This window comes from Mycetocola tolaasinivorans, from assembly GCF_003667565.1.
Lineage (GTDB): Bacteria > Actinomycetota > Actinomycetes > Actinomycetales > Microbacteriaceae > Mycetocola > Mycetocola tolaasinivorans.
On the sequence record NZ_RCUX01000006.1, the window covers coordinates 218840 to 242497 of the forward strand.

A 23658-nucleotide genomic window follows, 5' to 3' on the forward strand; every position below is an offset into this window, starting at 1 on the left:
TCAGGTTTCGGGCGGCTTCTGCGTGTGCGAATGCCTACTTTTCGGTGCCGGTGGGGGCCGATGAGGTGACCTCGGCCTCGCCCGCCGTGGGGAGGTCTGCTTCCTCGTGGTCGAGAAGGTCGTCCTCATCGTCGAGGTAGTCGTCTTCGACGTCCTCATCCTCGCCGTGAACCGGGTGACGTGCCTCGTAGAGCGAGGTGGCAACCCGCTCGCGCGGGGTGCGCAGGAAGACCAGCGAGAGTGCGAAACCCAGCACCGCGGCGGCGATGGCCGCCCACATCGGGGGGACGTTCAGCATCAGCAGGAGTGCGAGGGGCGCGGCAAAGGCCAGGAGGCGCAGGAGGGAAAAAAGAATCACGGATCGCATCGGTTTCACCCCCACAGTCTACGTCTCCGCTGCCCGCACTCTCTCCGGAGTTCCTGAAAGCATTACGCGCACAGGGTATACGCGCGTCGGGAGCGTGGTCGGCCGGGTAGCATGGAGCCATGCCCAGGTTCCTGTTTGCCCTCGTTGTGGTCCTCGTTGTGGCCACGGTCTACACGGTTGTGGATTGTGCCCTGCGTGATAACTCGCGTATTCGCGGGCTCTCGAAGCCCGTCTGGCTCGTGGTGATCCTCCTGCTGCCGGTGGCTGGTCTCGCCCTCTGGTACACGATCGGTCGCTCCCGCGGCCCGGCACCGCAGCCGCGCACCCCGGACGACGACCCCGCCTTCCTCGGCGATCTGCGTCGCGTGAGTGAGCAGGATGAGCGTATCCGTCGCCTCGAGGAGGAGCTCGCCGCTCTGGACGCCGAGATCGACCTGGACGACCCCAAGTACTTTGGCCCGCGCGACGGCGGTAACGCCGACGGCGGTACGCAGCCGCCGCAGAAGCCGGGCTCGCGTGGCACCGGTGCCACGTCGGCAGGCTCCGATGAGGTTCCGCCGCACGCTGGCGATGATTCCGGTTCGGGTTCCGAGCCGCGCCGATGACCGCGGGAGATTCCCCCGCAAGCACGTACGCGCGGGGTCTCGTCGCCGAGCTTATTCGCCTCGGCGTACGCGACGCCGTGGTGTGCCCGGGATCGCGCTCGCAGGCGTGGGCCCTGGCTTTTGCCGAGGCCGAGGCCGATGGGCGGATTCGCCTGCGGGTGCGCATCGATGAGCGCTCGGCCGGGTTCCTCGCGCTGGGTCTCGCGGCCGAGTCCGGCCGCCCCGTTCCCCTCGTTGTGACCAGCGGTACCGCGGTCGCGAACCTGCATCCGGCCGTGCTGGAGGCTCATCACTCGCGGATTCCGCTGATCGTGCTGAGCGCCGATCGCCCGGCGGAGCTGCGTGGCATTCGGGCCAACCAGACCACCGCCCAGGCGCACCTGTTTGGTACGGCCGCCCGGCTGAGCCTTGATGAGCCCGCACCTGATGCCGACGGTGATCAGGCCGAGCGGGCCGCGGGGCACGCCCGCGCCGCGGTGGCCGCGGCCATCGGCGAGGTACCCGGCCCGGTTCAGCTCAACGTCGGGTTCCGTGAGCCGCTGTCCACCGCTCGTGCCGAGGCCATCGCTCTGCCGGAGTCCGCCGAATTCGACACGGACATCGCGGACATTGAGGCTCCGGCAACCGCCGAGGCCCGCACCCCCGAGCCCGTCGCCCCCGAGCCCCAGGTCCTCGAACGCGGACCGCGCACGGTCGTGATCGCCGGAAATGGTGCCGGGCCGGACGCCGAGGAGCTCGCCCATCAGGGCGGATGGCCGCTGATCGCCGAGGTTTCCAGCGGCAGCCGCTATGGCCGCGCGCTGATCGTGCCCTATCGCGATCTGCTCGATTCGCCGGAGTACGGCGGCCTGATCGAGCGCGTGATCGTGTTTGGTCACCCCACGCTGAGCCGGCAGATTCCCGCGCTACTGCGCCGCACAGACGTCGAAACCTGGGTGGTGTCGGCCGACGGCATCGAGCTGTTTGACCCGGGCCACAGCGCGCAGCGCGCGCCGCGGATCGCCGTGGCCGCCGGCCCGATCGATCGCGACTGGCTGGGCCACTGGGTCGTTGCCGCACGCGAGATCACCGCCGAGCGTTCGACCGACGTGGCACCGGATCTCGAGGCCGCGCACTCGCACGACCCCGCGACCCGGCTCGCCTACGTGCGCGAGGAGTTCAAAGCGGTGCGGGCGCGCGTGGATCGACGCCTCCTGGTGGAGTCCGTCTGGCGGGCCACCTGGCCGCATGACCGCCTGGTGTTTGGTGCCTCGCGGCTGATCCGGGTGGCCGATGAGGTGCTGCCGGGCAAGAAACTGCGGGTGTTTGCCAACCGCGGTCTGGCCGGAATCGACGGCACGATCGCGACCTCCACGGGTATCGCGCTCGCCCAGCAGGCCGAGTCCGAGACCGGGCTGACCCGCGTGGTGCTCGGCGATCTGACGCTGCTGCACGACGTGGGCGGAATGCTGCGGGTACCGGGTGAGCAGTCGCCGCGCATTCAGATCATCGTGGGTAACGACCACGGCGGCACCATCTTTGCGGGTCTCGAGGTCGCCGAGTCGACCCCCGATGCGCTCGCTGAGCGCGTGCTCTATACGCCCCAGGAGGTTGATCTGGAGGCGCTCGCGCGCGCCTACGGCTGGGAGTATCGCCGGGCGAAAACGCGTGCGGATCTGGATCAGGCGCTCACCGCGCCCACGACCGGCCCGGTGCTGATCGAGGTTCCGCTCACGCGCGACTAGCGCTCATCCGCGGTTTTTCTCCTTCTGGGTCTGGTGCCAACCCCGGCCATGGGTGCACAATAACGTCATGTCATTCCACTCTGAAGCCTGGTCCGAAGATCCTCAGAACGTCCTCCGGGTGGGTCCCGGCTTCCGCCTCGACGCGGTAGAAACGGACTCCACACCCGGCTTCAAGGGTGGGAAAAAGACCGGCGTTGCCGAGCTGGCGCGGGTTGTCGACACCCTGAGCGACCTGCAGGAGCGTCTGCACGCGGCCGCTACCTCGGGCGCGACCGACTCTGTTCTGCTCGTCCTCCAGGCGATGGATACCGCGGGTAAGGGCGGCATCGTCCGGCACGTGGTGGGCGCGGTCGATCCGCAGGGTGTGCAGCTGGCCTCATTCAAGAAGCCCACGGCAGAGGAGCTGGCGCACGACTTCCTGTGGCGCATCCACAAGCAGGTGCCCGCCGACGGCAAGATCGGTGTTTTTGACCGCTCGCACTATGAGGATGTGCTGATCGGGCGCGTGCGTAATCTGGCCCCGGCGGAGGAGATCGAGCGCCGCTACGAGGCCATCAATGAGTTTGAGCGTGAGCTGGTGGATTCGGGAACCCGGATCATCAAGATCATGCTGCAGATCAGCCCCGAGGTGCAGAAGAAGCGCCTGCTGGATCGCCTGGATCGCCCGGATAAGCACTGGAAGTTCACCCCCAACGACATCACCGAGCGTGAGGTGTGGCCGGACTATCAGGAGGCCTACCAGATCGCGCTCACCCGCACCTCGACCGACTACGCGCCCTGGTACGTCGTGCCCGCCGACAATAAGTGGTACGCCCGCGTTGCCGTGCAGCACCTGCTCGTGGACGTGCTGAGCGAGATCGATCCGCAGTGGCCGACCGCGACCTACGATGTCGAGGAGGCGCGCGCCGCGCTGCAGGCCAGTAAGGTCTAGCCCGCGCTCTCGGACACCTTCGCTAGGACAGTGCCCGCTAGGACAGCGTCCGCTAGGGCGGCGTTCGCTAGGGCGGCGTTCGCTAGGACAGCGCGTCGCGGATTGGGCGGAACTTGATCCCGGTCTCGCGGAACTCCGATGCCGGATCCGATCCCGCGACGATGCCACCGCCGGCATACGCGGTGATGTCGCCCGCGGGGTCGACCTGGGCACCGCGCAGGGCGATGGCCCAGTCGCCGTTGCCGTGGGCGTCCACCCAGCCGGTGGGGCCGGCGTAGCGGCCGCGGTCGAAGGGCTCGAGCTCATCGATCAGGTCGATCGCGGCGGCGGTCGGGGTGCCGCCCACCGCCGCGGTGGGGTGCAGCGCCTGAATGAGATCGAGCACGCTCGCGCGATCGCTGATTCGGCCGGAGATGTCGGTGGCGAGGTGCCAGAGGTTCGGCAGGCGCAGGGTGAAGGGTGAGTCCTGCCCGTGGAGGCCCGCGGCGTGCGGGCCAAGGGCGGCGAGGGCGCTGCGCACGGCGTAGGCGTGCTCGTCGCGATCCTTGCGCGATTCCAGGAGGGTGTCGGCGGCGGCCTGATCGGCCTCGGCACCGTGCCCGCGGGCGGCGGTGCCGGCGAGCACGCGCAGCGAGAGCGAGCCGGCACGCACGCTGATGAGGGTTTCGGGGCTCGCGCCGATCATGCCGTCTACCGCATAGGTCCAGCACTGCGGGTAGGCGGCCGCGAGGTCTGCGGCCAGGCGGCGGCGATCCGCGCCCTCGGGCAACCGGCCGGTCAGTGTGCGCGCGAGCACCACCTTGGCAACGTCGCCGCGTGCGATGCGCTCGAGTGCGGTGCGCACGAGGGCCTGGTGGCGCTGATCGGCATCCGCGTCCTCGGCAAGCGGCACGGTGACGCTCTCACCCAGCGGGGTGCGCACGGGGGCACCCTCGGGGTAGGCTTCGCCGTCAATACTGATCTCGGTAATCCAGGCGTGCTCGCCGGAGCGGCCCACGATCTGGCGGGGCACGATCAGCACGCTTTCGGTGGCCGACGCCGCCGAGAACGCGATCGTGCCGAATGCGATCAGGCCGGTGCCGGGGAGGCGCACATCGTCATCAACACGCGCGGAGGCGGCGACGCTCTGCCAATCCGCAGCAAGGTCGGTGATGCGGTCCTCGCCCGTGTGGACGAGACGAAGGGCCTCGCCGCTGCCCACGATTCCCGCGCCACCGCGCATCCAGATGAGCGGATCGGTGCGGCTGGCAAACCCAAACAGGGTGCCGGGATCGGCCAGTGCACGAGTGGTGACATGGAGCCGAGGGATAACACGAGAGGACACCCCCTTAGCCTAGGCGGTTTTGCATGAGTACACGCCGAGATATGCCGTAGCCGCCGTCCCGCGCCGTTTCACGCCGAGTGCGCAGGCATCGGGGGCCGAAAGTGTCTAGGATAGTGACCATGCACAAGGCCGATCTCTCTAAAGCGCCCACTCAGGTTTCGGCGATGTTTGACGAGGTGGCCCCGCGCTATGACCTCACAAACACCGTCCTGAGCCTCGGCAACGATCGCCTGTGGCGCGTGGTTACGACCCGCGCGATCGGCGCGGTCCCGGGCGAGCGCATTCTCGACCTGGCCGCCGGTACCGGCACGTCCAGCGCCTCGATCGCCGGCACCGGTGCGAGCGTTGTGGCCGCGGACTTCTCCCCGGGCATGCTCGCCGAGGGCCGCCGTCGCTACGGCCACATCAACCGCATCAGCTTTGTTGAGGCCGACGCCACCAAGCTGCCCTTCGCGGATAACGAGTTTGATGCCACCACGATCTCCTTCGGTCTGCGCAACGTGGTCAACCCCAAGCAGGCCATCGCCGAGATGCTGCGCGTGACCAAGCCGGGCGGTCGCCTCGTGATCTGCGAGTTCTCGACCCCGCCGAACACCCTGTGGCGTGGCCTCTATGACTTCTACCTGCACCGCGTTTCGCCGGTGCTGGTGCGTCTTGCCAGCTCCAACCCGGATGCCTACGACTACCTCAACGAGTCCATTCAGGCGTGGCCGGCGCAGGCCGAGCTCGCCGAGTGGATGCGCGAGGCTGGCTGGACAAACGTTGAGTACCGCAACCTCACGGGTGGTATCACCGCCCTGCACCGCGGTACCAAGGCCAGCTAGGGTGGGTAGGGTGAACGATCGACCCGAGACTCGCATCACGAGTCTGTCTCAGCACCTTGGCCTGACCGAGCGTATTTTTGCGTCCCCCGCGACGAAGAAGCTGCTTCACGAGGTGGATGCCGGCCTGGTCCGGATCGAGGCCGGCCTCGAAAAGCAGCTGGCGTACACCGATTCGGTGGCCAACAGCATGAGCCGCTACCTCCTGGAGGCCGGCGGTAAGCGCATCCGACCGATGCTCCTGCTGCTCACCGCTCAGCTGGGTGAGGGCACGACCCCCGAGGTGGTGCTCGCGGCCGAGGCCATCGAGATCACGCACCTGGGTTCGCTGTATCACGATGACGTCATGGACGAGTCGGATAAGCGCCGCGGTGTGCCGAGCGCTCACACGGTGTGGGGCAACTCCGCCGCGATCCTCACGGGTGACCTGCTCTTTGCCCGGGCCAGCCAGATCATGGCCGAGCTCGGTGAGCGTGCGATCCAGCTGCAGGCGAGCACGTTTGAGCGCCTGGTTCTCGGCCAGCTGCACGAGACCGTGGGCCCGCGCGAGGATGAAGACATTGAGGCGCACTACATCCAGGTGCTCTCGGACAAGACCGGTTCGCTCATCGCCGCCGCCGCCCGTACCGGCGTGATTTTCAGTCACGCCGACCCGGCCTATGAGGCCGCGGTGGTCGAGTACGGCGAGAAGGTGGGCATCGCGTTCCAGCTGATCGACGACGTGATCGATCTCTCCCCGGCACCCGAGGAAACGGGAAAGGTGCCCGGCACCGACCTGCGTGCGGGCGTGGCTACCCTGCCGATGATCTACCTGCGCCGCCTGGCCGAGACCGACCCGGAGGCCGCCGCCCTGGTGGCCCGGATCGAGACCGACAGCGAGGCCGAGCTCACCGGTGCGGCCGCCGAAGACTTTACCGCGGCGATTGCCGCGCTGCGCGAACACGAGGTGACCGCCCGCACCCTCGCGGCCGCTCACCGCTGGTCCGAGGAGGCCGTGGCCGCCCTGGCCCCGCTGCCCAAGGGCCCGGTCAAGGATGCTCTCGTGCGCTTCGCCGAGACCATCGTTGAGCGCTCGAGCTAGTTTTACCCCTCGTTACCCCCGCGTCTGAGGACGCTAACAAAGGAGAAATTGACACATGAGCAAGTTGCGCCTGGCCATCGTGGGAGCCGGCCCCGCCGGAATCTATGCCGCCGACATCCTGCTCAAAGCCGAAAAAGACTTCGACGTGTCGATCGACCTGTTTGAGCACCTGCCGGCCCCCTACGGCCTGGTTCGCTACGGTGTGGCACCGGATCACCCCCGCATCAAGGGCATCATCAACGCGCTGCGCGACGTGCTTGACCGCGGTGACATTCGCATCTTTGGCAACGTCCGCTACGGCACCGACATCACCCTGGATGACCTCAAGAAGCACTACAACGCGGTGATCTTCGCGACCGGCGCCATTCAGGACGCCCACCTGAACATTCCGGGTATCGACCTCGACGGCTCCTACGGTGCCGCGGACTTCGTGAACTGGTTTGACGCTCACCCCGACGTGCCCACCACCTGGCCGCTGAACGCCCGCGAGGTCGCCGTGATCGGTAACGGAAACGTGGCGCTCGATGTGGCCCGCATGCTCGCAAAGCACGCCGATGACCTGCTGCCCACCGAGATCCCGGACAATGTCTACCAGGGCCTCAAGGCCTCCCCGGTCACCGACGTGCACGTGTTTGGCCGCCGCGGCCCGGCCCAGGTGAAGTTCACCCCGCTCGAGCTGCGTGAGTTGGGCGAGCTGAACGACGTGGACATGGTGCTCTACGACGAGGACTTCGACTACGATCAGGCCTCGCTGGACGACATCGCCACGAACAAGCAGATCATGGTCATCGACCGCGTGCTGCAGAAGTGGCGCAAGGAGCCGCAGGAGGGCGCGAGCCGCCGCCTGCACCTGCACTTCTACGCCAACCCCGAGGAGGTCCTCGGCGAGGACGGTAAGGTTTCGGGTCTGCGCTACGAGCGCACGAAGGCCACCGGCTTTGGCGGGGTCGAGGGCACCGGCGAGTACCGCGAGGTTCCGATCCAGGCGCTGTACCGCGCGGTGGGATACTACGGTTCGCCGCTCGATGAGATTCCGTTTGACGAGACCCGCGGTGTGATTCCGAACCGCGGCGGTCAGGTGCACGACGCCACCGGCGCTCAGGTTCCCGGCGTGTACGCGACCGGCTGGATCAAGCGCGGCCCGGTGGGCCTGATCGGTGCCACGAAGTCGGACGCCATGGAGACCGTGGAGAACGTTCTGGCGGATCGCGAGACCTGGTGGATCCCGGAGGCTCCCGAGGAGTCGGCGATTCCGGCGCTGCTCGAGGAGCGCGGTGTGGCGTACACCGATCTCGACGGTTGGCACCGCCTCGACGAGCACGAGATCAGCCTGGGCGAGCCGCACGAGCGCGCGCGCATCAAGGTGGGCCACCGCGGCGAGATGATTCGCATCTCGCGGGATGAGCCCGCGGCCGAGTAACGTAGCACCAAACGGCTCGATTTCGAGCGGGGGAGTGGACATGACCGAGCACATCTGGGAAACCGATGTGCTCGGTGTGCCATTTCAGGCGCACACCCTGCCGCTGGGCACCGACGCCCACGGCGAGGTGTGTGCGACGCTGGTGCGTGATTCACGGCGGCCGCCCCGGTTCGAGTCGCGCCCGGGTTCCGGGTGGCCGCACCGAGCTATCGCACGCAATACCGATGTGCTGTACCTGCACGGTTGGTCGGACTACTTCTTCCAGACCGAGCTGGCCGACTTCTGGCACGAGCGCGGCGCGCGCTTCCACGCGCTGGACCTGCGCGACTACGGCCGCAGCATGCGCCCGGATCGCGCGCCCGGCTACGTGGACAATCTCACCACCTATGACGAGGACATCGAGGCCGCACTCACGCTGATGGGGCACGGGGAGGGCACGGAGAACCCGCGACGCCTGGTCATCGTGGCACACTCCACCGGCGGATTGACCGCGAGCCTGTGGGCGCACCGGCATCCGGGCCGCCTCGACGCCCTCATCCTGAACTCCCCGTGGCTGGAATTTCAGGCCGGCGAGCTGGGCCGCGGCACACTCGAACCGCTGCTGAGTCTCGGCGCTCGCTACGACCCGCGAGCGACCCTGCCGGGTGTGGACTTCGGATACTACAGCCGGGCAACCAGCGCGGCATTTGAGGGTGAGTGGGCCTTCGACGACCGCTGGCGGCCCGAGCGCGGCTTCCCGGTCACGGTGGGGTGGCTGCGCACCATCCTCGCGGGGCACACCCAGGTGGCGCGCGGGCTCTCGATCGATGTGCCGGTGCTCACCCTGCTGTCGGACTCCTCCACGGTCACGGCCGGCTGGAACGAGCGGATGAAGCACAGCGACAGCGTGCTCGTGGTGTCGGATATCGCTCAGCGTGCGCTGAAGCTCGGCCCCACGGTCACCGTCTCACGCGTGGCCGGAGCGCTACACGACGTGTTTCTATCCGAACGCAGCGTGCGCGATCACGCCTACGCCCAGATGGACGCCTGGCTGCGCGGGTTCTAGCCCGCCCCGCACCCGGGCTTCCCCAGCGACTATCCGGCGTTGGTGGCGACCACGGTCCAGATGATCGCGGTGGTAACGACGATGATGCCCACGACTGCCGGGAAGATCACAAACGTGCGGTTTGTAGGGGAGCGCTCACCGGTCCCCAGCATGCCCATCTCGCCACCGGACAGCGGCGGCTCGTTTTCAATTTCGGGTGACACATCGGAGTTCTGGCTCATACCCTCAGCCTAGGGACATCGCCCTCGGTAAAATGTCCCCGGTTCGGGGGCGCGGCGAGCGCTAGCGATCCTTCAATGAGTGGATCATGCTGCTGAGGGCGACGAAGGCTACTGCTCGCTCGGCATCGCTCATCCCGGAGAGCATGCGTTCCTCGACCGAGCGCACGGCCACCGTTGCCTTTTCCAGGCTGCGCCGACCGCTCGCGGTGAGTTGGGTGGGCAGTACCTTCCCGACGGGAGCCTCGGCGGGCCGGGTCACAAAGCCGTCGCGCTCGAGTGACTGGAGTAGCACGTTCATCGACTGTCGGGTTACAAATGTGCCGCGCGCCAGCTCGGAGTTGGAGAGACCGGGCCGCTGGGCGAGGAGTTCGAGGCAGGAGTAGTGGGTGATGGTCATGCCGAGCGGACGCAAGACCTCCTCCATCGCCGAGCGCAGCGCGACCGAGGCCTCCTTGAGGAGGTACCCCAGAGACGTGTTCAGATCGACGCCGGCTTCGTCTTGACTCATGTCAGTAGTATGACATAGATTGTTTTATGTCAGCTAACTGACATAAAACGAAGGAGCTTCACCATGCCCGTTACCGGACCCGACTTCATCTCGCTGCAGGTGAGCGATCTCGACGCCTCGCAGGCGTTCTATGAGCGTTACCTCGGTCTCGTGCGCTCGCCCGCCGGGCCCCCGCATGCGGTGGTGTTCCAGACCGCCCCCATCGCCTTCGCGCTGCGCGACATCGTGCCGGGCACCGATATTTCGTCTGGCGAGCGTCCGGGCGTCGGAGCCGCGGTGTGGCTGCACGCCACCGACGTTCAGGAGATTCACGACGCTCTCGTGGCGGCCGGTCGCCCGATTGTTGCCGCACCCATTGATGGTCCGTTTGGGCGTACGTTCACACTGGCAGATCCCGACGGGTACCACATCACCCTGCACGATCGGGTCTAGATAACCCGGCTGACATGCGAATGCCCGGCGGCCAGTATGGCCTCCGGGCGCTCGGCTCTACTCGTTGACCGCGACGTACACGACGTCGTCGGCTGCCTGATCCAGCCAGAAGGCGAGGTGGCCGGTGCCGAGGGCCTTGCCGCCGGTGGGAACGGTCACGGTGTAGGGCACCGCGCTGTAGACAACCCCGCTGGAGTTACGCTCAAAATCGGGGCCGGAGTATGCGGCAATCTTGGTGTTCCGGATCACCGTGCCGTCGGCGGCGATGAACGCGCTGCGCAGGTGGTCGGCGCTGTAGCCGGCGTACTGGTTCCAGGTGCTCGCAACGATGTCGAACTGCCCAGAGCCCGGAGTGTCCTGCGGACGTACGCGGAAGATGTACTGGCCCTCGGGGGACTCCATGCTCACGTCGTCGTCGATGAGGTGTGCCTCGGAAACACTCGCCGGTGAGAGTTCGATGCTCTGCGCCTTCGGCTGGGTCGCCGCCTGGAACATGAAGTACCAGGTCAGTGAGGCAATGAGCACCACGACACCAAGGATCGCGGGTGCCAGGAGGAGCGAGCGGGTCATCGGGGCACGCTCGGTGCTCCGGATCATCCCCATCTGCATCGTTGCACCATACTCGGGGCGTTCGGTGGTTGTGTATTCCAGAGCGTCCTTCATACCCCCATCCTAGGGACGCGGGCGTGCGCTGCACACGCCCCAGAGCGGGGGCCTTCCGCGGTTCTCTGGGGGCGGTGGCCTCCGGAGAGCGGCCAAGAAAGACGCGTCACTGCGCGCTCAGTGCTGGGCCGAGGAGTCTACTCCGGCGGTGAGCCGTGGTCTGATCAATGCTTCCGGACCCCCTATGCTGGGTGGTTTACGAGCGTTATGTAATGACGCGGTTGTGGGGGCACTGAAATGAGTAATCCGGTTTCGCCGTTCGCGGGGAATAGGCGACTCTCGCTGGACACCGGGGATCTGAAGGCTCGGCGTTCGCGCTGGATCGTGCGCATCGTCGCCGCCTTCGCCCTGATCGTCGTGGTGGGTGCCGTGGCGTGGCTGGCCTGGCCCAAGGGCGGGGAAGAAGAAACCATCGCTTCGCCCGAGGTCACCAGGCAGGCTCCCGCGCTGGTCGGCGAACTGACCTCATCGCTGCAGGCGACCCTGAACACCATCTGGGTGGACCAGACACCGGAACTCGCGGACCAGCTCAACAGTGCGGCCCTCAACGCCACCACGGACGGCCGCTACCATCTCATTGCGATCACCGAGAAGCTCAAGGAAGACGCCGCCGCGGTGCGCAAAGGTGCCGGCTGGGATGGAAACGTCGATGCGGTGACGGTGACCCAGGGTGACGACATTCGCGTCGATGCCTACGGCACCGAGCGGACCACCGTCACGGTCGACCTCACGATCAACCGCCATATGACATCCACCAACACCGACTGGACCGAGGTCATCCCCTTCGAGATGACGTTCGACAACGCCTCGGGTCAGCTCACCAATATCGATATGCAGGACCTCGACTCGCAGCACTAGCCTGCGACGGCGCGCGCGCCTCCGTACACGGCGGGAGCCCGCCGCGGGGCGTGGCCCGAACCCACGCCGCTCGCCCGCCCCAGAAGGAGTGCGGCGGCCGCCAGCGCGAGCACGCCCACCAGGTGTAACACTGAGGACGCGAACGAGACCTGCCCGCCGAAGGTCTCGAAGGTGTCCCCGAGGGACATCCCGATCCCGAAACCGGCAAGGTTCCAGAACAACAGGGCACCGCTGATGAGCAGCAGGGTGAGGGTGGTGGTGCGTCGAGCATCCAGCCAGGAGGGGCCCGGCAGCGCGCCGAAAACGAGGAGTGCGATCGCGAGCGCGCCCCAGAACGCGGCCCAGATCCACACCGCCACAAACGTGAGTGCCGGGTTGAAGCCATCGTCGGTGACCATTCGGGCGTAGATTGTCCCGATATCCATGGCCGGGCTCGCGGCCTGCGGACCCCACAGCAGGATATCCGTCGCCCCCAGTGCCAGTACCGCGAGCATTGCGACCAGCCCGAGGGTAGAGATCAGGATTCGCGGGGCCCGCGGAGTCTCGCGCTCCTCCCGGCGCAGGGGCACCGAACTGAGCGCGATACACAGCCCCGAGATCAGGCCGAAACCGGTCAGCAAAACACCCGCCCACAGCACGCCGGGATGCGCATTACCGTGCAGCAGCGCGAGCGCCACACAAACCGGGCCGATGACGGCCGCCGCGAGGGTGATCCGCGCGAGGGGAGTGCGCGAGACCCAGGCGGCGCCGCTCAGGAGGAGCGCGCCGCTCACCGCGGAGAGCGCACCGACGAGAACCATCAGGAAGAACGCGATGGCGACCGCGGTTACCGCCACCGGGGAGTCTCCCGCTCCGCCCGGGGCGCCGCTGCTGGCGAGGGTGCCGAGGAGGAGGATCGCGGCCGCCGAGAAGCGGGCGATCCCTCGTCGGGCCAGGCGTCTCGGCACCGTGCCGCGCGGTTCGAGGGTGTGCAGCGGGGAGTCGCGGTCGAGGGTGAGTGCGAGGCTCAGCGCGCCACGCACCACCGTACCCTCCCGGATTCCCGCGACGGATGCCGCCGCGGCATCCGCACGCCACTCCTCGAGATAGCGCGCACGCGCGGGGGCGGGCAGGGTGCGGGCAATGAGGCGCAGGGCGGCATCGATGCTCACGCGGTAGCCTCCGCGCCGGAGAGGCCGGTAATACCGGCAGAACCTACCGAGCCCGTCGAACCGGCTCGCGCTGCCGTGCGCGCCACCCGAGCACTCTTTGCCGCGGCCTTCGCCCGCGCGTCCGCCACGGTGGTGCGTGCGGCCGCGGCCCCCTCCGGCGTCAGCGTGTAGAGGCGTCGCCGCGCTCCGGCACGAGCATCGTCTTCCTCCCAGCCGGAGGTGACCCATCCGGCACCCTCCAGGCGTTCGAGGATCGGATAGACGCTGCCGGCGGGGCGTCCGGTCTGCTTGACGATGAGGAGACCCCAGACGGAGTCCGATTCGTTCAGGAGGGCATCGAGGACGTCCACCGTTGCCGGGGTGATGCGCGAGAGCGGGAGCATGGCGAAACGCTATCACTACATATATAGAGATAGCAATGCATCGTGCAGAATCCCCACGCCGCCGATGGCCTCGGCGCGCTACGCTCGCAGCGCCAGCCAGAAGTTTGTTCGGGCCTCCATGGAGTCCAGCGGGGAGTCGGCGAGGCGTTCGATCAGGGTGATGCGGGCGCGCAGGGTGTGGCGGTGGATGCCGAGTTCGCGGGCGGCGGGATCCCACTGGCCGTTGTGTTCGAGCCAGCTGCGCAGCGCCGGAATGAGCTCGGTGCCGTGGGAGGCATCGTGGGCCTCCAGCGGCGCGAGGAGTTCGCGGGCGCGATCGCGCACCACGTCGGTGCACAGGAGCTCGGCGATGCCGCGCCCACCCACCGCGGAAAACGTGGTGAGGCCGGGGGAGTGCGGGTCGGCGGCGAGAGCCCGGCGGGCCTGATCGATGCCCTGCTCCAGCGCCGGATACCCGAGGGGCTCGGAGAGCCCGCCGGAGAGCCCGCGCGCTGTACCCAGCTCGGCGAGGCGCTCGGCCGCGTCATCCGCGGGAAGAATCACGATGATCTCGCGCCCGCGGGTCGCGAAAAAGCACCAGCCCGGGGTGGTTTGCGCCCGCTCATCGAGCTCACGCAGCAGCGGATTTCCCGCACCGTGCCCCGGATGCCAGATGGCCACGCGCACCGGCTCCGGCGGCAGCGCCTCATGGATGTGTTGCAGCACGAGCCGGGTGAGTGAGGGGCGGGCATCCAGCAGGGCCTCCAGCGCACCCGAGCGTAGGGCGCGCCTTCCGCGGCGCAGCCCTCGACCCTGCTCCAGCGCGAGCCCGGTGAGGGCCACCACGTTGGTGATGACACTCTGCTCGGCGGGATCGGGAGCCGGCCCCACGATCGCGAGCACCGCGCGCAGGTCTTCACGCCGGCCCACGGTCTGCAGGCTCACCGTGCCCGCGGGCGTTTCCAGTGTTGCGGCCGCGCGCTGCCCGCGGTCGAGGAGTGCGGCGGCCTCCGCCCCGACCTCGGCGGGCGGGTCAATCGGCGGCCCAAACCGGGCGAGGCTGGGGCCGGGCGCGCTGTACAGCAGCACCGGTCGGTGCAGCAGCCGGGCGAGCTCCACAAAGATTTCGCGCTGCGGATTGGGGCGCAGCGCGGCAAACGAGATCGCACGCTGCGCGTTCATCGCCCACGCCTGACGCTCTCCGGCGGCGGCGGCGAGCGCATCCGCCGCGGTGCGGATCACGGCGATAAACGCGGTGCGATAGGGCACCTCAAACAGCAGCAGCCCCTCGGCCTCGCAGGCGGAGACGAGCGCGTCGGGGAGCCCCGGATGCACCACATCGGTGCCGTAGCCGAGCGCCGCAACCCCGGCATCGGCCAGGCGGTGCACGTAGCTCGCGTAGTCGGTGCTGAGCGCGGGGCCGGTGCGGGTGCCGTTGATCCCCGGGCGGCGGGCGTCGGCACCCTCCTCGGCGAGGAACTGGCTGCCGGTGGTGAGCAGCACCTGATCGCGCGCGAGGAAGGGCGTGGGGTCGGCAAGGTCGGAGCTCGACACCCACTCGATCGCAATGTCGCGGGCCGACGGATTATCGACGATCCGGCGCAGGCCGAGCGCGGGATGGGCGAGCAGGCGATCCACGGTCAGTGACATGACACCACCCTAGACCCCTCTGCCAGAGTGTCGAAGAATTCACCGGAGGTTTGACAGATTGTCGAGGGGATTTCCGGGCGCGCGTGCCTAGTCTGAGGACAGATGGTGCGCAGAGGGACCATTCCGGGCGGTCACACGCCCGACCGTTGCGCATCCCCTTAAACGCCACAAGTACCAAGGAGTGTTCAATGTCCGAGACCCCCGCACGCGGAGCCAACCTGACCCAGGCCCGAAACCTGGTCACCTCTATTCCCGGTCCGCGCTCGCAGGAACTGATGGCGCGCAAGCGGGCCGCGGTCTCGAACGCCATCGGCACCACGATGCCGGTCTTCGCCGAGGCAGCCTTCGGCGGCGTGATCCGCGACGTAGACGGCAACACCCTGATCGACCTGGGCTCCGGCATCGCCGTCACCGGTGTGGGCAACGCCAACCCGCGCGTGGTCGCGGCCGTTTCCGCTCAGCTCGAGGCCTTCACCCACACCTGCTTCATGATCACCCCCTACGACGGCTACGTCGAGGTGGCCGAGAAGCTCAACCGGCTCACCCCCGGAGACTTCGACAAGCGCTCGGCGCTGTTCAACTCGGGTTCGGAGGCCGTGGAGAACGCGGTCAAGATCGCCCGCTCCTACACCGGCAAGACCGCCGTGGTGGCGTTTGACCACGCGTACCACGGCCGCACCAACCTGACCCTGGCGCTGACCGCCAAGAACCAGCCCTATAAGTCCGGCTTTGGCCCCTTCGCCTCGGACATCTACCGCGCCCCGCTGAGCTACCCCTTCCGCGATGGCAACCGCACCGGTGCCGAGGCCGCGAAGATCGCGATCTCGCAGATCGAGAAGCAGGTCGGGGCCGAGAACCTGGCCGCGATCATCATCGAGCCCATCCAGGGCGAGGGCGGCTTCATCGTTCCCGCCGAGGGCTTCCTCCCCGCGCTGTCCGCCTGGGCCACGGAGAATGGCGTGGTCTTCATCGCCGATGAGGTCCAGACCGGCTTCGCCCGCACCGGCGCGATGTTCGCCTCGGAGCTGTTTGGCATCGAGCCCGACCTCATCGTGACCGCCAAGGGCATCGCCGGCGGTCTGCCGCTGTCGGCCGTGACCGGCCGCGCCGAGATCATGGACGCCCCGCAGACTGGTGGCCTCGGCGGCACCTACGGCGGAAACCCGCTGGCCTGTGCCGCGGCCCTCGCCAGCATCGACGCCTTCGAGCAGGACGGCCTGATCGAGGCCGCCCAGCGCATCGAGAAGCAGATCACCTCCGCCTTCCTCGCCGCCCAGACCACCGACGCCCGCATCGGCGACGTGCGTGGCCGCGGCGCGATGATCGCGATCGAGTTCGTGAACCCCGAGACCGGCGAGCCGGACGCGGCCCTCACCGGCGCGATCGCTAAGGCCGCCCACAACCAGGGCGTGATCGTGCTGACCTGCGGGACCTACGGCAACGTGATCCGCTTCCTCCCGCCGCTGACCATCTCCGAGGAGCTGCTGGCCGAGGGCCTGAGCATCGTTCTCGACGCACTCGCACACGCCTAGAAAGGAATCAGACCGATGACTACCGAAGCAGAACTGCTGGCGAAGATCCCCACCGGGCTCTTCATCGGAGGCGAATGGCGCGAGGCATCCGATGGATCCACCCTCGACGTGCTCGATCCCGCCACCGGTAAAACCCTCGTCGAGATTGCCGACGCCACCGTGGAGGACGGTGCCGCGGCCCTCGACGCCGCCGTGGCCGCCCAGGCCGACTGGGCCGCGACCCCGGCCCGCGCCCGCGGCGAGATCCTGCGCCGCGCTTTTGACCTCCTGCAGGAGCGCCGCGCGGAGTTCGCGCTGCTGATGACCCTGGAGATGGGCAAGCCCCTGGCCGAGGCCAACGGAGAGGTCACCTACGGGGGCGAGTTCCTGCGCTGGTTCAGCGAGGAGGCCGCGCGCCTCACCGGTCGCTACGGCACCAACCCCGAGGGCACCGGCACCATGATCGTCTCGCAGCAGCCCGTGGGCCCCAGCTTCCTGATCACCCCGTGGAACTTCCCGCTGGCCATGGCCACCCGCAAAATCGCTCCGGCGCTCGCCGCCGGCTGCACCGTGGTGCTGAAGCCCGCCGCGCTGACCCCGCTCACCAGCCTCGCGTTTGCGCAGCTGCTCGCGGATGCGGGCCTGCCCGCCGGTGTGGTCAACGTCGTGACCACCTCGCGCTCGCAGGAGCTCTCGGCCCCCATCATCGCCGACTCCCGCCTGCGCAAGCTCTCCTTCACCGGATCGACCGGTGTGGGCCAGGCGCTGCTGCGTCAGAGCGCCGACAACGTGCTGCGCACCTCGATGGAGCTCGGCGGCAACGCCCCGTTCGTCATCTTCGAGGACGCCGACCTCGACGCCGCGATCGAGGGTGCCCTCGCCGCCAAGTTCCGCAACATCGGCCAGGCCTGCACCGCCGCCAACCGCTTCATCGTGCACGAGTCGATCGCCGCGGAGTTCACCACCCGCGTGACCGAGCGCGTCAACGCGATGAAGATCGGTCGCGGCACCGAGGAGGGCGTGCAGATCGGCCCGCTGATCGATGACCGCGCGGTCGCCAAGTGCGTCGCCCTGGTGGAGGACGCGGTCACCCGCGGTGCCACCCTGCACACCGGTGGCACCGCCATCGACGGTGAGGGCTCATACTTCGCCCCGGCCGTGCTGAGCGGTGTGGTGCCCGGATCAGACATCCTGCGCGAGGAGATCTTCGGGCCGGTCCTCGCCATCTCGACCTTCACCACCGAGGCCGAGGCCATCGCCGCGGCCAACGACACCGAGTACGGCCTGGTGAGCTACGTCTTTACCACCGACCAGGGCCGTGCACAACGGTTGATCGGTGCGCTGGAGACCGGCATGATGGGCCTCAACGTCGGGGTACTCTCCAACGCCGCCGCACCGTTTGGTGGGGTCAAGCAGTCCGGAATCGGCCGCGAGGGCGGTTCCGAGGGTATCCACGAGTATCTGTCCACGAAGTACACGATGGCCCCGCTGGGCTAGAGCGAAACGGGAGAAGAGCATGACCGAGAAGCTGCAAAACTTTATCAACGGAGTGTTCGTCGAGGTGGCCGGTACCACGGTCCTCGATGTGATTGATCCGGCCACCGAGAACGTGGTGGCCCACGCCCCGGTGTCGATCGAATCGGATGTGGATGCGGCCTTCGCCGCCGCCAAGACCGCGTTCGCGACCTGGCGTCGGAGCACCCCGGCCGACCGCCAGCTGGCCCTGCTGAAGCTGGCCGACGCCATCGAGGAAAACCAGGACGCCCTGGTGGCCGCTCAGGTGCGCAACACCGGCCAGCCGATCGAGACCGTGCGTGCCGAGGAGATCCTGACCGGTGCCCAGCAGCTGCGCTTCTTCGCCGGTGCCGCCCGCACCCTCGAGGGCAAGGCCGCCGCCGAATACGTCGAGGGTTTCACCTCGTTTGTGCGCCGCGAGCCCATCGGTGTGGTCGCTCAGGTCACCCCGTGGAACTACCCGTTCCTGATGGCGATCTGGAAGATCGGCCCGGCGCTCGCCGCCGGTAACACGATCGTGCTGAAGCCCTCGGACACCACCCCCGAGTCCACCCTCGAACTCGCGCGCATCACCGCCGGTATCCTTCCGGACGGCGTGCTCAACGTGGTGCTCGGCGATGCCAGCACCGGCACCCTGCTGACCGAGCATAAGACGCCGGGCCTCGTCGCAATCACCGGTTCGGTGCGTGCGGGACAGGCGGTGGCCACCTCGGCCGCCAAGAACCTGCACCGCGTGCACCTGGAGCTCGGTGGTAAGGCACCCACCGTGGTGTTTGAGGACGCCGATATCGAGGCCGCCGCCCAGGGCATCGCCGAGGCCGGCTACTTCAACGCCGGTCAGGACTGCACCGCCGCCACCCGCGTGATCGTGCACCGCTCCAGGCACGATGAGTTTGTGAAGGCACTCGTGGCCGCGGCCAACGCGACCGTGACCGCGGGCCCGGACAACCCCGACGCCCTCTACGGCCCGATGAATAACAGGAACCACTTCGCCCAGGTGCTCTCCGTGCTGGAGAACCTGCCCGCACACGCCACCGTGGCCGCCGGCGGAAAGCGCGTGGGGGAGACCGGCTACTTCATCGCCCCCACCGTCATCACCGGCGTGAAGCAGACCGATGACGTGGTGCAGAAGGAAAGCTTCGGCCCGATCCTCACCGTGCAGGCCTTCGATACCGAGGAGGAGGCCATCGAGCTCGCAAACGATGTCGAGTACGCCCTCGCCTCGAGCGTCTGGACCGCCAATCACCCGCGCGCGATGCGCCTGGCCCGCGACCTCGACTTCGGCTGCGTGTGGATCAACACCCACATCGTGCTGGCCGCCGAAATGCCGCACGGCGGCTTCAAGAAGTCGGGCTACGGCAAGGACCTCTCGGGCTATGGCTTCGAGGACTACACCCGGATCAAGCACGTGATGACCAGCCTCGAGGGCTAGTCGACCGTTTTAGGAAAGGACACAGCATGACTGAAATCACACGCGATGTTGTCATCATCGGAGCGGGAGCATCGGGGCTCACCGCCGCGACGGACCTGAAGGCACGGGGACTCACGGTCGCCGTTCTCGAAGCCCGTGACCGGGTGGGCGGCCGCCTCTGGACCGACACCATCGAGGGCGCAATGCTCGAAATCGGTGGACAGTGGGTCTCGCCGGATCAGACCGCCCTCATCGAAACCCTCGACAACCTGAAGCTCGACACCTTCTCGCGCTACCGCGAGGGCGAGTCGATCTACATCGGCCGCGACGGAACCCACACCCGCTACAGCGGTGACCGCTTCCCGGTGGACGCCGAGACCGCGGCCGAGATGGACCGCCTGATCGTGATCCTCGACGAGCTCGCCGAGAGCGTCGGGGCGACCGAGCCCTGGGCGCACCCGCGCGCAAAGGAACTCGACTCGATCACCTGGCAGGCCTGGCTCGAGGAAAACACCGACAATATCGAGGCCCGCGACAACATCGGCCTGTTTGTGGCCGAAGCCATGCTGACCAAGCCCCGGCACGCCTTCTCCGCGCTGCAGGCCATCCTGATGGCCGCCTCGGCGGGCAGCTTCTCGAACCTCGTTGACGAGGACTTCATCCTCGACAAGCGCGTGATCGGTGGCCTGCAGCAGGTGCCGCTGCGCCTGGCCGAAAACCTCGGCGAGGACGTCTTCCTGAGCCAGCCGGTCCGCCGCCTGGAGTACACCGAGGACTCGGTGACCGCGATCGCCGACGGCATCACCGTGCACGCGAAGTTCGCGATCATGGCCGTGCCGCCGAACCTGTACTCGCGGGTGGACTACCAGCCGCCGCTGCCGCGCCTCAAGCACCAGATGCACCAGCACATGTCGCTGGGCCTCGTCATCAAGGTGCACGCGGTGTACGAGACCCCGTTCTGGCGTGAGGACGGCCTCTCCGGTACCGTCTTCAGCCCGTACCAGCTCGTGCACGAGGCCTATGACAACACCAACCACGAGGACCCCCGCGGTACCCTGGTGGGCTTTGTCTCCGACCAGCACGCCGACGGTGTCTTCCAGCAGGATGCCGCGGCCCGCAAGGCCGCGATTCTCGAGTCGCTCGCGACCTACTACGGCGAGCAGGCGAAGAACCCCGTGGTCTACTACGAGTCCGACTGGGGCAGCGAGGAGTGGACCCGCGGAGCGTACGCCACCTCGTTCGACATGGGCGGGCTGGAGCGCTACGGCGCGATGCAGTCCACCCCGGTTGGGCCGATCTACTGGTCCTCCTCGGACCTCGCGGCCGAGGGCTTCCAGCACGTGGACGGCGCCATTCGCGTCGGCCACGACACCGCGGCGGCGATCATCGCCCGCCACGAATCCCAGTAGTTTCCGAACGATCCGGAACCGGATCAGCACACAGGATGTGATACCTCGGGCGGGGTACAACCGTACCCCGCCCCCAGACTCCCCTTTTCAGTGAAGAAAGCGAGTGCTCTGCATGCGATACGTCGTCGGCTATACCAATACGCCTCAGGGGGCCGATGCGCTGGCCCTCGCGGCCCGCCTCGCCCGCTCCCGCGGTGCGGACCTGGACCTCGTCCTGGTTCTCGACCGGGAGGAGCGCAACCAGCTCGTTCCCACCTCTCCCGGGTTCAACCTCTATAAGCACCAGCTGGCCGAGAGCTGGCTCGTGCAGGCGATCGCCACCCTGCCGGCGGGCATCGAGGCTCGCCACCACGTGGTATATGCCGAGTCGTTCTCCGAGGGTCTGATCCTCGCAGCCGAGGAGCTCAACGTGCGTGCGATCATCGTGGGTGCCGGAGGCGGCATCTTCGGTCGATTCAGTGTCGGCTCGGTGGCCAACGCGCTGCTGCACTCCTCCCCGGTCCCGGTGGCTCTGGCTCCGGCCGGGTTCGCCGAAACCGCGGATCCGAACGCCGTGCTCACCCGGGTTACCGCGGCCATCGGCCTGCGAGCCGGTGCCCAGAACGTCCTGAACGCGGCCGTGAACCTCGCGGGCACCGCGAAGATTCCGCTGCGGCTCCTCTCCGTGGTGGCGCTCGATGCGCCCGAGGGTGCGGAGGATCCCGAAGCACAGGCTCGAGCCCACGCGCACGCCGAGGCCGTACAGGCCGGGGCACGCGAGGCGCTGCCCGCGGACATCGAGGTGACCACCGAGATCGTGACCGGCAAGCGGATCGAGGACGCCGTGCTGTCGGTTGAGTGGGATCCCAACGAGATCGTGCTGGTGGGCTCTAGCCGACTTGCCCGCCCCGCCCACCTCTTCATCGGGTCCACCGCATCGAAGATGCTGCGTGAGCTGCCCGTGCCCATGAGCGTCGTCCCGCGTGACTCGGTCCTCTCGCAGGGAGCCGGATCATGAGCGCCGATACCCAGGCTGCCCCGGGCCTCTCCAAGAAGGGCCTGGGCGCCGGATCCGTCGGCCTGATCGGTGCCATCGTCATCGGTATCTCCTGTATCGCTCCGGCCTACACGTTCACCGGGGCGATCGGCCCGACCGTCGGTGCAGTGGGCACCCACGTGCCCGCGATCTTCCTCGTGGGCTTCATCCCGATGCTGCTGGTGGCCTTCGGCTATCGCGAGCTCAACAGCCGCATGCCCGACAGCGGCACCTCGTTCACCTGGGGTGTGCGGGCGTTCGGGCCCTGGCTCGGCTGGATGTCGGGATGGGGGCTGATCGCGGCCACCGTGATCGTGCTCTCAAACCTCGCCGGTATTGCGGTCGACTTCTTCTATCTGGCGCTCTCGCAGATCTTCCAGAACCCGGATCTCGCCGCGCTCACCAAGAACCCGATCATCAACGTGGTCACGTGTCTGGTGTTTGTGGCGCTGGCGACGATGGTGTCCTACCGGGACATGAAGACCACGCAGAAGTTCCAGTACGTGCTCGTGGGCTTCCAGATCCTCGTACTCGCGGTGTTCATCGTGGTTGCGCTTGTGCGCGCCTATGACGGCGACGCGGTGGACTTCACGCCCATCCAGCTCGAGTGGTTCAACCCGTTCGGGGTGGGCAGCATGTCCGCCTTTGCCGCAGGTTTGTCGCTGTCCCTGTTTATCTTCTGGGGCTGGGACGTCATCCTCACCATGAACGAGGAGACCAAGGGTGCACGCTCGACCCCGGGTAAGGCTGCAACCTTCGCGGTCATCCTCGTGGTGGTGCTGTACCTCCTGCTGGCCGTCTCGATGATCGCCTTCGCCGGCGTCGGCACCACCGGTACCGGCCTGCAAAACCCCGAGATCCAGGAGAACGCATTCTTCTTCCTCGCCGGGCCGATCCTCGGACCGCTCGCGATCATCGTCTCGATCGCCGTGCTGTCCTCCTCGGCGGCATCGCTGCAGTCGACGTTTGTGGGCCCGGCCCGCACCCTGCTCGCGATGGGCCACTACGGTGCGCTGCCCGCGCGCTTCGGTAAGGTCAACCCGAAGTACTTCACCCCGGGATTCGCGACCATCGTCTCGGCGGTCTGCGCGAGCGTGTTCTACGCGGTCATGCGCATCGTCTCCGAGGCCGTGCTGCAGGACACCATTACCGCGCTGGGCATCATGATCTGCTTCTACTACGGCCTGACCGCATTCGCGTGCGTCTGGTACTTCCGGAAGCAGTGGTTCACGAGCGCACGGAACTTCTTCATGCAGTTCCTCTTCCCGGGGCTCGGCGGGCTGATCCTCGCCGTGCTGTTTGTGATGACGATGGTGGACAGCTTCGACCCGGCCTACGGTTCGGGATCGAGCGTCTTCGGAATGGGACTGGTGTTTGTCTTGGGAATCACGGTCATTCTGATTGGGGTGGTCATCATGATCATCCAGCGCTTCCGCAACCCGGACTTCTTCCTCGGCAAGACCCTCACCGCGGGTATTGCCGGAGACGCCCAGGAGCAGGCGGCGGCCGAGGCTGACGCCGAGATCGAGGAGGCCGCGCGCAACGCCGGCCGCTAGATCATCACCCAGCGATGCCCCGTCGGTTTCCGGCGGGGCATCGCCGCGTGAGGGGGACAATCGCGGCCGTGCAAAATC

Annotated in this window: 23 protein-coding genes; 15 read left to right on the top strand and 8 right to left on the bottom strand. The window is 67.7% G+C overall.

The window, feature by feature from the left end; all coding sequences use genetic code 11:
* Positions 1–34: 34 nt before the first annotated feature.
* Entirely contained in the window at positions 35–367 is a 333-nt protein-coding gene (locus D9V32_RS09455; RefSeq protein WP_121648658.1) for a DUF4229 domain-containing protein, read from the bottom strand.
* A 119-nt stretch (positions 368–486) separates the two neighbouring features.
* Between D9V32_RS09455 and D9V32_RS09460 the strand changes: the two genes are divergently transcribed.
* From D9V32_RS09460 to D9V32_RS09470, 3 genes are all read left to right on the top strand, one after another.
* Entirely contained in the window at positions 487–972 is a 486-nt protein-coding gene (locus D9V32_RS09460) for a PLD nuclease N-terminal domain-containing protein (protein ID WP_121648659.1), read from the top strand.
* A complete protein-coding gene (gene menD / locus D9V32_RS09465; RefSeq protein ID WP_121648660.1) occupies positions 969–2696 on the top strand; it encodes a 2-succinyl-5-enolpyruvyl-6-hydroxy-3-cyclohexene-1-carboxylic-acid synthase in 1728 nt (575 codons plus the stop codon). The genes D9V32_RS09460 and menD overlap by 4 nt, the downstream gene beginning before the upstream one ends.
* Before the next feature lie 67 nt (positions 2697–2763).
* On the top strand, positions 2764–3627 hold the full coding sequence (locus D9V32_RS09470) for a polyphosphate kinase 2 family protein (protein WP_121648661.1): 864 nt from the start codon (positions 2764–2766) through the stop codon (positions 3625–3627).
* Between the two features lie 82 nt (positions 3628–3709).
* Here D9V32_RS09470 and D9V32_RS09475 read toward each other — a convergent pair whose 3' ends face one another.
* Positions 3710–4951 (bottom strand): isochorismate synthase, encoded by a 1242-nt coding sequence (locus D9V32_RS09475; RefSeq protein WP_121648662.1) that lies wholly within the window; start codon positions 4949–4951, stop codon positions 3710–3712.
* A 119-nt stretch (positions 4952–5070) separates the two neighbouring features.
* Here D9V32_RS09475 and D9V32_RS09480 point away from each other — a divergent pair, with 119 nt between their 5' ends.
* Genes D9V32_RS09480 through D9V32_RS09495 form a run of 4 tightly spaced genes read left to right on the top strand, consistent with a single transcriptional unit; the run spans position 5071 to position 9318 of the window.
* A complete protein-coding gene (locus D9V32_RS09480; RefSeq protein WP_121648663.1) occupies positions 5071–5775 on the top strand; it encodes a demethylmenaquinone methyltransferase in 705 nt (234 codons plus the stop codon).
* A gap of 10 nt (positions 5776–5785) precedes the next feature.
* Positions 5786–6853 (top strand): polyprenyl synthetase family protein, encoded by a 1068-nt coding sequence (locus tag D9V32_RS09485; RefSeq protein WP_121648664.1) that lies wholly within the window; start codon positions 5786–5788, stop codon positions 6851–6853.
* Positions 6854–6908: 55 nt separating this feature from the next.
* Positions 6909–8273, top strand: a complete 1365-nt coding sequence (locus D9V32_RS09490) for an FAD-dependent oxidoreductase (RefSeq protein WP_121648665.1) — start codon at positions 6909–6911, stop codon at positions 8271–8273.
* A gap of 40 nt (positions 8274–8313) precedes the next feature.
* Positions 8314–9318: an alpha/beta hydrolase gene (locus D9V32_RS09495; protein ID WP_121648666.1), complete on the top strand. Its 1005-nt coding sequence runs from the start codon at positions 8314–8316 to the stop codon at positions 9316–9318.
* Between the two features lie 29 nt (positions 9319–9347).
* On the opposite strand, the gene D9V32_RS09500 is transcribed toward D9V32_RS09495, so the two are convergent.
* Both D9V32_RS09500 and D9V32_RS09505 read right to left on the bottom strand, forming a co-directional pair.
* Positions 9348–9539: a hypothetical protein gene (locus D9V32_RS09500; protein ID WP_121648667.1), complete on the bottom strand. Its 192-nt coding sequence runs from the start codon at positions 9537–9539 to the stop codon at positions 9348–9350.
* Positions 9540–9600: 61 nt separating this feature from the next.
* The gene (locus D9V32_RS09505; protein ID WP_121648668.1) at positions 9601–10047 is read right to left on the bottom strand and encodes a MarR family winged helix-turn-helix transcriptional regulator; all 447 of its coding nucleotides are present in this window, start codon (positions 10045–10047) and stop codon (positions 9601–9603) included.
* A 63-nt stretch (positions 10048–10110) separates the two neighbouring features.
* On the opposite strand from D9V32_RS09505, the gene D9V32_RS09510 reads away from it, so the two are divergent.
* Positions 10111–10479, top strand: a complete 369-nt coding sequence (locus D9V32_RS09510; protein WP_121648669.1) for a VOC family protein — start codon at positions 10111–10113, stop codon at positions 10477–10479.
* Positions 10480–10536: 57 nt separating this feature from the next.
* On the opposite strand, the gene D9V32_RS09515 is transcribed toward D9V32_RS09510, so the two are convergent.
* Positions 10537–11142, bottom strand: coding sequence for a hypothetical protein (locus D9V32_RS09515; RefSeq protein WP_121648670.1), 606 nt, complete (start codon positions 11140–11142; stop codon positions 10537–10539).
* A gap of 237 nt (positions 11143–11379) precedes the next feature.
* Here D9V32_RS09515 and D9V32_RS09520 point away from each other — a divergent pair, with 237 nt between their 5' ends.
* Positions 11380–12000: a hypothetical protein gene (locus D9V32_RS09520; RefSeq protein ID WP_121648671.1), complete on the top strand. Its 621-nt coding sequence runs from the start codon at positions 11380–11382 to the stop codon at positions 11998–12000.
* Here the strand turns inward: D9V32_RS09520 and D9V32_RS09525 are convergent.
* The 3 genes from D9V32_RS09525 to D9V32_RS09535 all read right to left on the bottom strand — a co-directional run bounded on the left by D9V32_RS09525 (position 11997) and on the right by D9V32_RS09535 (position 15163).
* Complete coding sequence (locus tag D9V32_RS09525) at positions 11997–13151, bottom strand: hypothetical protein (RefSeq protein ID WP_121648672.1); 1155 nt, start codon at positions 13149–13151, stop codon at positions 11997–11999. The two genes, D9V32_RS09520 and D9V32_RS09525, sit on opposite strands and share 4 nt — an antisense overlap.
* Positions 13148–13534, bottom strand: a complete 387-nt coding sequence (locus D9V32_RS09530) for a PadR family transcriptional regulator (protein WP_121648673.1) — start codon at positions 13532–13534, stop codon at positions 13148–13150. The genes D9V32_RS09525 and D9V32_RS09530 overlap by 4 nt, the downstream gene beginning before the upstream one ends.
* Positions 13535–13612: 78 nt before the next feature.
* Positions 13613–15163 carry a PucR family transcriptional regulator gene (locus D9V32_RS09535; protein ID WP_121648674.1) on the bottom strand — a complete coding sequence of 517 codons (1551 nt, stop codon included), beginning with the start codon at positions 15161–15163 and terminating at the stop codon, positions 13613–13615.
* A gap of 188 nt (positions 15164–15351) precedes the next feature.
* Between D9V32_RS09535 and gabT the strand changes: the two genes are divergently transcribed.
* The 6 genes from gabT (at position 15352) to D9V32_RS09565 (ending at position 23580) form a co-directional block, all read left to right on the top strand.
* Complete coding sequence (gene gabT / locus D9V32_RS09540) at positions 15352–16695, top strand: 4-aminobutyrate--2-oxoglutarate transaminase (RefSeq protein WP_121648675.1); 1344 nt, start codon at positions 15352–15354, stop codon at positions 16693–16695.
* Positions 16696–16710: 15 nt separating this feature from the next.
* Positions 16711–18171, top strand: a complete 1461-nt coding sequence (locus tag D9V32_RS09545; RefSeq protein ID WP_121648676.1) for an NAD-dependent succinate-semialdehyde dehydrogenase — start codon at positions 16711–16713, stop codon at positions 18169–18171.
* A 19-nt stretch (positions 18172–18190) separates the two neighbouring features.
* Positions 18191–19621, top strand: coding sequence for a gamma-aminobutyraldehyde dehydrogenase (locus D9V32_RS09550; RefSeq protein ID WP_121648677.1), 1431 nt, complete (start codon positions 18191–18193; stop codon positions 19619–19621).
* 26 nt (positions 19622–19647) lie between these two features.
* The gene (locus D9V32_RS09555) at positions 19648–21009 is read left to right on the top strand and encodes a flavin monoamine oxidase family protein (RefSeq protein WP_121648678.1); all 1362 of its coding nucleotides are present in this window, start codon (positions 19648–19650) and stop codon (positions 21007–21009) included.
* Between the two features lie 112 nt (positions 21010–21121).
* The gene (locus D9V32_RS09560) at positions 21122–22006 is read left to right on the top strand and encodes a universal stress protein (RefSeq protein WP_121648679.1); all 885 of its coding nucleotides are present in this window, start codon (positions 21122–21124) and stop codon (positions 22004–22006) included.
* Positions 22003–23580, top strand: coding sequence for an APC family permease (locus D9V32_RS09565; RefSeq protein WP_121648680.1), 1578 nt, complete (start codon positions 22003–22005; stop codon positions 23578–23580). Before D9V32_RS09560 ends, D9V32_RS09565 begins: the two co-directional genes overlap by 4 nt.
* Positions 23581–23658: the final 78 nt, after the last annotated feature.

Coding starts and splice junctions, on each gene's coding strand:
- D9V32_RS09455 (WP_121648658.1), bottom strand. CDS start 367: ATGCGATCCGTGATTCTTTTTTCCCTCCTGCGCCTCCTGGCCTTTGCC.
- D9V32_RS09460 (WP_121648659.1), top strand. CDS start 487: ATGCCCAGGTTCCTGTTTGCCCTCGTTGTGGTCCTCGTTGTGGCCACG.
- menD (WP_121648660.1), top strand. CDS start 969: ATGACCGCGGGAGATTCCCCCGCAAGCACGTACGCGCGGGGTCTCGTC.
- D9V32_RS09470 (WP_121648661.1), top strand. CDS start 2,764: ATGTCATTCCACTCTGAAGCCTGGTCCGAAGATCCTCAGAACGTCCTC.
- D9V32_RS09480 (WP_121648663.1), top strand. CDS start 5,071: ATGCACAAGGCCGATCTCTCTAAAGCGCCCACTCAGGTTTCGGCGATG.
- D9V32_RS09490 (WP_121648665.1), top strand. CDS start 6,909: ATGAGCAAGTTGCGCCTGGCCATCGTGGGAGCCGGCCCCGCCGGAATC.
- D9V32_RS09495 (WP_121648666.1), top strand. CDS start 8,314: ATGACCGAGCACATCTGGGAAACCGATGTGCTCGGTGTGCCATTTCAG.
- D9V32_RS09500 (WP_121648667.1), bottom strand. CDS start 9,539: ATGAGCCAGAACTCCGATGTGTCACCCGAAATTGAAAACGAGCCGCCG.
- D9V32_RS09505 (WP_121648668.1), bottom strand. CDS start 10,047: ATGAGTCAAGACGAAGCCGGCGTCGATCTGAACACGTCTCTGGGGTAC.
- D9V32_RS09510 (WP_121648669.1), top strand. CDS start 10,111: ATGCCCGTTACCGGACCCGACTTCATCTCGCTGCAGGTGAGCGATCTC.
- D9V32_RS09515 (WP_121648670.1), bottom strand. CDS start 11,142: ATGAAGGACGCTCTGGAATACACAACCACCGAACGCCCCGAGTATGGT.
- D9V32_RS09520 (WP_121648671.1), top strand. CDS start 11,380: ATGAGTAATCCGGTTTCGCCGTTCGCGGGGAATAGGCGACTCTCGCTG.
- D9V32_RS09530 (WP_121648673.1), bottom strand. CDS start 13,534: ATGCTCCCGCTCTCGCGCATCACCCCGGCAACGGTGGACGTCCTCGAT.
- D9V32_RS09535 (WP_121648674.1), bottom strand. CDS start 15,163: ATGTCACTGACCGTGGATCGCCTGCTCGCCCATCCCGCGCTCGGCCTG.
- gabT (WP_121648675.1), top strand. CDS start 15,352: ATGTCCGAGACCCCCGCACGCGGAGCCAACCTGACCCAGGCCCGAAAC.
- D9V32_RS09545 (WP_121648676.1), top strand. CDS start 16,711: ATGACTACCGAAGCAGAACTGCTGGCGAAGATCCCCACCGGGCTCTTC.
- D9V32_RS09550 (WP_121648677.1), top strand. CDS start 18,191: ATGACCGAGAAGCTGCAAAACTTTATCAACGGAGTGTTCGTCGAGGTG.
- D9V32_RS09555 (WP_121648678.1), top strand. CDS start 19,648: ATGACTGAAATCACACGCGATGTTGTCATCATCGGAGCGGGAGCATCG.
- D9V32_RS09560 (WP_121648679.1), top strand. CDS start 21,122: ATGCGATACGTCGTCGGCTATACCAATACGCCTCAGGGGGCCGATGCG.
- D9V32_RS09565 (WP_121648680.1), top strand. CDS start 22,003: ATGAGCGCCGATACCCAGGCTGCCCCGGGCCTCTCCAAGAAGGGCCTG.